Here is an 8,299-nt window from a genome sequence, read left to right on the forward strand (position 1 = left end):
GTGTGGTCGGATCGGTCCCGGACGCCCGTCGGAGACCGCGAAGGCGGCTCCGCCCGACAGACGCAGACACAGAGGACACGGAGACACGATGAGCATGGCCCCGGGGACGGACACGCACGTGCCCGCACCGCACGTTGCCGACAGCCACGATCTGATCCGCGTGCAGGGCGCGCGCGAGAACAACCTCAAGGACGTCAGCGTCGAGATCCCGAAGCGCCGGCTGACGGTGTTCACCGGAGTGTCCGGCTCGGGCAAGAGCTCGCTGGTGTTCGGCACGATCGCCGCGGAGTCGCAGCGGCTGATCAACGAGACCTACAGCACCTTCGTGCAGAACTTCATGCCGACCCTGGCGCGGCCGGAGGTCGACCTGCTGGAGGGGCTGACGACGGCGATCATCATCGACCAGGAGCGGATGGGCGCCAACTCCCGCTCCACCGTCGGCACCGCCACCGACGCCAACGCCATGCTGCGGATCGTCTTCAGCCGGCTCGGCGAGCCGAGTGCCGGGCCGTCGTTCCACTACAGCTTCAACGTGCCCGCCGGCGCCTGCCCGCGCTGCGAGGGCATGGGCAGCGTGACCGACATCGACCTGACCCAGCTCTACGACGAGGACAAGTCGCTCGCCGAGGGCGCGATCACCGTCCCCAACTACACCGCCGACGGCTGGATGGTGCGGACCTTCACCGCGTCGGGGTTCCTCGACCCGGACAAGCCGATCCGCGACTACACCGAGACCGAGTTGCACGACTTCCTGCACCGCGAGCCGACCAAGGTGAAGGTCGAGAGCCTCAACCTGACCTATGAAGGGCTGGTCCCCCGGGTACGGAAGTCGTTCCTCTCCAAGGACCGGGAGGCGCTGCAGCCGCACATCCGGGCGTTCGTGGACCGGGCGGTCACGTTCACCGCCTGTCCGGAGTGCGGCGGCAGCCGGCTGAACGAGGCCGCCCGCGCCTCGCGGATCAAGGGCATCAACATCGCCGACGCCTGCGCGATGCAGATCAGCGACCTCGCCGAATGGGTCCGCGGAATCGACGAGGTATCGGTGGCACCGCTGCTCGCCACGCTGCGGCAGACCCTCGACTCGTTCGTGGAGATCGGCCTGGGCTACCTGTCGCTCGGCCGGCCCTCGGGCACGCTGTCGGGCGGTGAGGCGCAGCGCACCAAGATGATCCGCCACCTCGGTTCCTCGCTCACCGACGTCACGTACGTCTTCGACGAGCCCACCACGGGTCTGCACCCTCATGACATCCAGCGGATGAACGACCTGCTGCTGCGGCTGCGGGACAAGGGCAACACGGTGCTCGTCGTGGAGCACAAGCCGGAGATGATCGCGATCGCCGACCACGTCGTCGACCTCGGCCCCGGCGCCGGTGCGGCGGGCGGCGCCGTCTGCTTCGAGGGCACCGTCGAGGGTCTGCGGTCCGGCGACACCCTCACCGGCCGCCATTTCGACACCCGGGCCGCCCTCAAGGAGACGGTGCGCAAGCCCACCGGCACGCTGGAGATCCGCGGCGCGACGGCGCACAACCTGCGCGACGTCGACGTCGACATCCCGCTCGGGGTGCTCGTCGCCGTCACCGGCGTCGCCGGATCCGGCAAGAGCTCGCTCGTGCACGGGTCGATCCCCGCCGGCGCGGGCGTGGTGTCGATCGACCAGGGCGCGATCCGCGGCTCGCGGCGGAGCAACCCCGCGACGTACACCGGGCTGCTCGACCCGATCCGCAAGGCGTTCGCCAAGGCCAACGGCGTGAAGCCGGCGCTGTTCAGCGCCAACTCCGAGGGCGCCTGCCCCAACTGCAACGGCGCCGGCGTCATCTACACCGACCTGGCGATGATGGCCGGCGTCGCCACCACCTGCGAGGAGTGCGCAGGGAAGCGGTTCCAGGCGTCGGTGCTGGACCACCGCTTCGGCGGCCGCGACATCAGCGAGGTGCTCGCGATGTCGGTGGACGAGGCAGCGGAGTTCTTCGGCTCCGGCGAGGCGCGCACGCCTGCCGCGCACCGCATCCTCGACCGGCTCGCCGACGTCGGACTCGGTTACGTCAGCCTCGGTCAGCCGCTCACCACACTGTCCGGCGGCGAGCGGCAGCGGCTGAAGCTGGCCACCCACATGTCGGACAAGGGCGGTGTCTACGTCCTCGACGAGCCGACCACCGGCCTGCACCTCGCCGACGTCGAGCAGCTGCTCGGCCTGCTCGACCGGCTCGTCGACTCCGGCAAGTCCGTCATCGTCATCGAGCACCACCAGGCGGTCATGGCGCACGCCGACTGGATCATCGACCTCGGCCCCGGCGCCGGCCACGACGGCGGCCGGATCGTCTTCGAGGGGACTCCCGCCGACCTCGTCGCCGCCCGCTCCACCCTCACCGGCGAACACCTCTCGGACTACGTCGGCGCCTGACCGGGACCCCCGGGACACCGTGGGGCAAGCGGGCACCGGCGCCCGGCCCCTGAACGTTCCTGACCCCGGTCGGTCAGGGCTGTTCGGGGGCGGGGAGAGGCTGCGCGGCGGCCGGAGCCCGGCGGGTGAGGGCGAGGAGCGCGGCCGAGACCAACACCGTGGCCAGGCCGAGCAGCCCGACGGCGGAGGCGAGATCGCCGAGGGCGCCCTTGCCGCCGAGGAGGACCAGCGGACAGGCGAACTCGCCCAGGAAGAACGCCGCCGTCCACAGCCCGGTGCCGCGTCCCCGGTCGGCGAAGTCCAGGCGCGACATCGCCAGCGTCAGCAGCGACGGCAGGAGCATCCCCGTGCCGACGCAGTTCACCACCGCTCCGGTGATGAGCAACGGCACGCTGTCGGCGATCGCCATGAGGAGGAAGCCGGCGGCGCACAGCAGGAGGAGGGCGGGAAGCCGGCGTCGCGGGCTGCCGGTGAGCCGGGTGAAGGCGACGGATCCGGCGACGGTGGCGGCGCTGGCGGCCGCCGTGACCGCGCCGATGGCTCCGGTGGAGGTCACGTCCAGGTCGTCGAGGAGGTAGGACATCTCCACGGGCACGGTGTAGAAGACGATGGCGCCGAAGAAGGTCAGCAGGCTGATGCCGGCCATGCGGCGCACCGGGAAGGGACGGGGCCCGGTCGCGGCGTCGGCCCGCGCGGTGGCGGCGTCGGCCGGTACGGTCGCGGCGCCCGAAGGTGCCGGAGCCGGCAGCGCGCGGGCCATGACGGGGGCGAGCAGCAGACCGAGCGCGTAAAGCCAGAAGGGCGCGCGCCAGCCGGCCGCGCCCAGCGCGCCGCCGAGCACGAAGAAGAGCGTGGCGGACGCCGAGGCGGACATCGTCTGCAGGGCGAGGTACCGGTCGCGGACCCGCCCGGAGTAGTAGTCGCCGATCAGCGTGGTGCAGGCGGTCATGACGGCCGCCTCCGCGACGCCCACCAGGACGCGGCTGATCAGGATGGCGTGCAGCGAGTCCAGCCACAGCGGGGCGGTGCCGAACAGCGCGTACAGGGAGGTGGCGACGACCAGCAGCCGTTTGCGGCCGAGTCGGTCGACGACAACGCCCGCGAACGGGGCCAGCAGGGCCAGCGACAGGGCGGGGACGGTCAGTACGACCGGCACCAGGGCCGCGCTTCCCGGGACGCCCCCGAAGTGGTCCTGCATACGGGGCAGTACCGGGGCGATCAGCACCGCGCCGAGGACGGGCAGGCAACTGCCCGCCATCAGCAGGACGGCGGGCAGCCTGCCCGGCACGGCCGGGGCGGAGGCCGCGGGGCCGGCGGCGGGCGGGACGGCGGGTGCGGGCATGGCGGCACTCCTGGGCGCGGGGCGGAAGGAGAAGGGCGCCGCGTGGCTGACCGGGTCCTGAGGAGAGGAGACGTCGGCGCACGGGCGTGTGATGTGCCACGACTATGCGTTCCAGGCACCGGCCTGCCCACCCCCGGCGTGATCCAAGTTCCGGATGAACTCGATCCAGGGCGTGGATACCGCCGCCGGACCAGGCGGTGGTACCGCCGCGAGACCGGGGCGTGGACGCCACCGGGCGGCGTCCACGAGTGCGTCGAGGTCCTTGCGCAGGCACCGGGGCCGGGCCGACACGCAGGCCGGACGGTCCCGGGTCTGGTGTCCGCCTCCCGTCCGGTCGGCCGTCCGCCCGTCCGCCCGTCCGGACGCCGCAACCCCAACCGCAGCCGCAGCCGCAGCCGCAGCCGCAGCCGCAGCCGCAGCCGCAGCGGAAGGCTCTCGCCTGCCAGTGCGCGGCTGGGGGCGCGGTTCGGGTCGGTGCACTCGCGTACCCGTGACTGTCGCGGCCGGTGGCGCCGGGCCGGGCGCCGCGTTCGGATGCACAGCCGCACACACGCGGCCGGACCGGCGTGAGCGCGGACGCGTACAGGGGTCCTGTGGTCGAGCCGGGGGCGCCGGGTGGCGGCGGCGGAAACCGCGCCGCAGGCCCGTGTGCCCGCCCCCCCGTCACGGGCCGGGCGCGTCCCCCAGGCGTCTGCCGACCCGGGCGGCCGTCTCGCGCAGCCAGATGTGGGCCGCGTCGTGCGTGTGCACCGGGTGCCACCACAGCGCCTCCCGCAGCGGTACCACGTCGTACGGCGGTTCCAGTACGCGCACGGCGGCGACCGGTGCGAGGAGCCGGGCGAGGCGCGCCTGGACCAGGGCGATGCGCCTGGTGCCGGCCACCAGCAGGGGCAGCAGCTGGAAGCTGTCGACGGACACCTCGACGCGCGGCTCGATGCCGAGCATGCCGAGCTGGCGTACGGCCGGGGCGTCGTAGGTGCGCTGGTAGGTGACCCACGGCAGCCGGGCCAGGTCCTGGCGGGTGAGCCGGTCGTCGACGCTCGGGTGGTCGTCCGCCACGAGGAAGACCCACCGGTCGTCGTAGAGGTCGGTGGCGGGGAAGTCGCTGATGACGCCGTGCGGCATGAGCAGCCCGTCGGTGGCGCTCAGCAGGGTGGCGGTGTCGTCGACCACGGTGGTGGGGGTCTGGGAGAAGCGGAGCCGGATGCCGGGGGCCTCCTCGTGCACGACGCGGGCCAGCTCGGTGCCGAAGACGGCGACGGCGTAGTCGGACGCGACCAGTCCGAACTCGCGGCTCTCGGTGGCCGGGTCGAAGTCGGCCTGGCTGGTGAACAGGCGTTCCAGCACGTCACAGGCCGTGGAGGTGCGGTCCAGGAGCACCTGGCCGAGTGCGGTGAGTTCGTAGTGGCCGCCGACCCGGGCGAGCAGGTCGTCGCCGAACTGCCGGCGCAGCCGGGCCAGTGCGGCGCTCATGGCGGGCTGGCTGAGACCGATGCGCTGCCCGGCGCGGGTGACGTTGCGTTCCTCGAGGAGGGCGCGCAGGGCGACGACGAGGTTGAGGTCGAGACGGGCCAGGTTCACGTGGCTTCCCTTGCGGTACGGCGCCGATCACGGGGAAACAGGCAGGCATAAACCCGGTGGATGCCGATCATCCACAGAATCTATTTCCCTGATCGCGGGTGGCGGGTCCAGATTAGTCACACCGCAATCAGGAGGACATGTCCGTGAAACCCGAACCCGCGTCCGCGCTCTTCGCCGGACCCTTCGCCCTCGGCACCCTCTCGGCCCCGGACGGGCCCGCCTTTCCCGCCCTGATCACTCCCGACGCCCAGGTGCTCGACCTCCGAGTCGCCTTCGGCGACGAGCAGTTGACGGTCCGTGACCTGCTGGACCGCTGGGAGACGGCTCTGCCGCGGCTGCGGTCCCTGGCCGGTGGGAGCGGACTCGGCCGCAGGCCGCTGGCGGACTTCCGGGTGCACGCTCCCGTCGAGCCGCGCCAGGTGTTCCAGTCGGGCGCGAACTACCGGCAGCACGTGATCGACCTGCATGTCGCGCACCGGGACCCGGCCGACGACCGCTCCGAGGAGGAGCGGCGTGCCGAGGCGGCGGAGATCATGGACCGGCGCGCGGCGGAGGACCTGCCGTACGTGTTCATCGGCCTGCCGAGCTCGATCAGCGGGCCGTACGACGACGTCGTGCTGCCGGCCTGGGCCGGGAAGCCGGACTGGGAGCTGGAGCTGGCGGCCGTGATCGGCAGGCCCGCCCACCGGGTGTCCGAGGGGGAAGCCCTGGAGTACGTGGCCGGGTACACGATCGCCAACGACCTGACCGACCGGGCCACCGTCTTCCGCCGGGACATGCCGCAGATCGGCACCGACTGGCTGCGCAGCAAGAACGCGCCCGGCTTCACCCCGCTCGGTCCGTGGATCGTGCCGGCCGAGTCGGTCACCGACACCGGCGACCTGCGGCTGACGCTGAGGCTGAACGGCGAGACCATGCAGGACGAGTCCACCGAGGACATGATCTTCGGCGTGGCGCGCTTGGTGTCCTACGCCTCGCAGACGGCCCGCCTCCTCCCCGGCGACGTGGTGCTGACCGGCTCACCGGCCGGCAACGGCATGCACTGGGGGCGCCTGCTGCGCGACGGTGACGTCATGGACGCCTCCATCACCGGCCTCGGTGCGCAGCGCACCCGGTGTGTCGCGGAGCGGGCGTCGTGATCCTCGACCCCCACGACCCCGAGGGGTCGATAGCCGAGGCCGCCGGGGCGTACTCGAACTGGGGCCGCTGGGGCGAGGACGACGTGCTCGGCACGCTCAACTTCCTCGACGAGGCCAAGCGCCGCGAAGGCGCGGCCCTGGTCCGGCGCGGGGTCAGCTTCTCCCTCTCGCAGCGGTTCGACATGAACGGACCGCAGAAGGGCTGGCGGCGGCGCACCAACCCGGTGCACACCATGCTGGACACCGGCACCGACGCCGCGCTCGGCAACCAGGGTTTCCCGCACGGCATCGGCGGCGCCGACGACGTGATCGCGATGCCGCTCCAGTGCTCCACGCAGTGGGACGGGCTCGGGCACATCTTCGACCACGGCATGGCGTGGAACGGGCGGCCCGCCGAGAAGGTCGTCACCTCCGAGGGCGACCTGGTCACCGGCATCGAGCACATGGCACCGCATGTCGCGGGACGCGCTGTGCTGCTGGACGTGGGCCGCGCGATCGGCGACGGCGGCGAGCTGCCGGACGGCTTCGCGATCACGGAGGAGCATCTGACGGCGACAGCGCGGTCCCAGCGGGTGACCGTGGGCCGCGGCGACATCGTCCTCGTACGCACCGGGCAGCTCGCCCGGGTTCGCCGCGACAGTTGGGGCGACTACGCCGGCGGACCCGCGCCCGGCCTCTCCTTCACCGCCGCGGGCTGGCTGCACGGAAGCGAGATCGCCGCGATCGCCACCGACACCTGGGGCTTCGAGGTGCGGCCCAACGAGTTCGAGCACGCCTTCCAGCCGCTGCACCAGGTCGCCATCCCCCACATCGGCCTGCTCATCGGCGAGATGTGGGACCTGGAGGCGCTCGCGGAGGACTGCGCGGACGACGGCGTGTACGAGTTCTGGCTCACCGCCGCTCCTCTGCCCATCACCGGCGCCGTGGGTTCACCCGTCAACCCGGTCGCCGTCAAATAGCCGCCGCCAATCAGCCCGCCGTCAAACAGCCCGAGGAACGAGGGAGTTCCCCCATGACCACACCCCGCACGGTTCTCGTCGTCGGCGGCGGCGCCGCCGGCAACGCCGTCACGGTCCTGCTGCGCCGCGCCGGCATCACCGTGGACCTGATCGAGGCCAAGGACGACTGGAACGCCACCGCCGGCTCCGGCATCACCCTCCAGGGCAACGCCCTGCGCGTGCTGCGCGAGCTGGGCGTGTGGGACCAGGTGAAGGAGTCCGGCTTCGGCTTCGGCTCCGTCGGCATCACCGCCCCCGACGGCACCGTCCTGCACGTCCAGCCCGACCTGCGTACCGGCGGCGACGACCTGCCCGCCACCGTCGGCATGCAGCGCCCCCGGCTCCAGCGGATCCTGATCGACGCCGTCCGGGCGAGCGGGGCCCGCGTGCGCCTCGGCACCCGCGCCGAGACCTTCGGCCAGGACGCGGACGGCGTCTCGGTCCGCTTCACCGACGGCACCCAGGGCCGCTACTACCTGGTGATCGCCGCCGACGGCCTCGCCTCCACCACCCGCACGGCGATCGGCGTCACGGCCGAGCCCGAGCCCACCGGCATGGCCATCTGGCGCGTCGCCGCCCCGCGCCCCGCCGGTGTGACCCGCACCGACCTCGCCTACGGCGGCCCCGCCTACATCGCCGGCTACTGCCCCACCAGCGACAGCACCCTCTACGCGTACGTCGTCGAGGCCAACCGTGACCGCGCCTCGATCCCGCCGCAGTCGTACGCCGACGAGATGCGCCGGCTGGCCTCCGCCTACGGCGGCTTCTGGCCGGAGATCACCGCGCACATCACCGACCCGGCGAAGGTCAACTACACCTGGTTCGACCGCATGCTGGT

Annotated in this window: 6 protein-coding genes; 4 read left to right on the plus strand and 2 right to left on the minus strand. The window is 72.5% G+C overall.

All coding sequences use genetic code 11. From position 1 onward, the window contains the following. The first annotated feature begins 88 nt into the window (after positions 1-88). Positions 89-2,401, plus strand: coding sequence for an excinuclease ABC subunit UvrA (locus GUY61_RS09325; RefSeq protein ID WP_166629605.1), 2,313 nt, complete (start codon positions 89-91; stop codon positions 2,399-2,401). Between the two features lie 73 nt (positions 2,402-2,474). Here GUY61_RS09325 and GUY61_RS09330 read toward each other — a convergent pair whose 3' ends face one another. Both GUY61_RS09330 and GUY61_RS09335 read right to left on the minus strand, forming a co-directional pair. Then, positions 2,475-3,743 (minus strand): MFS transporter, encoded by a 1,269-nt coding sequence (locus tag GUY61_RS09330; protein ID WP_166629606.1) that lies wholly within the window; start codon positions 3,741-3,743, stop codon positions 2,475-2,477. Between the two features lie 663 nt (positions 3,744-4,406). After that, a complete protein-coding gene (locus GUY61_RS09335) occupies positions 4,407-5,324 on the minus strand; it encodes a LysR family transcriptional regulator (protein ID WP_166629607.1) in 918 nt (305 codons plus the stop codon). A gap of 137 nt (positions 5,325-5,461) precedes the next feature. On the opposite strand from GUY61_RS09335, the gene GUY61_RS09340 reads away from it, so the two are divergent. The 3 genes from GUY61_RS09340 to GUY61_RS09350 all read left to right on the plus strand — a co-directional run. After that, the gene (locus tag GUY61_RS09340; protein WP_166629608.1) at positions 5,462-6,463 is read left to right on the plus strand and encodes a fumarylacetoacetate hydrolase family protein; all 1,002 of its coding nucleotides are present in this window, start codon (positions 5,462-5,464) and stop codon (positions 6,461-6,463) included. Then, positions 6,460-7,422, plus strand: a complete 963-nt coding sequence (locus GUY61_RS09345; protein ID WP_166629609.1) for a cyclase family protein — start codon at positions 6,460-6,462, stop codon at positions 7,420-7,422. The genes GUY61_RS09340 and GUY61_RS09345 overlap by 4 nt, the downstream gene beginning before the upstream one ends. A 53-nt stretch (positions 7,423-7,475) precedes the next feature. Further along, a partial coding sequence (locus GUY61_RS09350; protein ID WP_166629610.1) for an FAD-dependent monooxygenase occupies positions 7,476-8,299 on the plus strand: 824 nt, incomplete at its 3' end.

It is taken from the genome of Streptomyces sp. GC420, from assembly GCF_009916105.1.
Lineage (GTDB): Bacteria > Actinomycetota > Actinomycetes > Streptomycetales > Streptomycetaceae > Streptomyces.

Bases quoted from the DNA above. Each gene is read 5' to 3' on its own strand.
- GUY61_RS09325 (WP_166629605.1), top strand. From the start codon at position 89: ATGAGCATGGCCCCGGGGACGGACACGCACGTGCCCGCACCGCACGTT.
- GUY61_RS09330 (WP_166629606.1), bottom strand. From the start codon at position 3,743: ATGCCCGCACCCGCCGTCCCGCCCGCCGCCGGCCCCGCGGCCTCCGCC.
- GUY61_RS09340 (WP_166629608.1), top strand. From the start codon at position 5,462: ATGTCCGTGAAACCCGAACCCGCGTCCGCGCTCTTCGCCGGACCCTTC.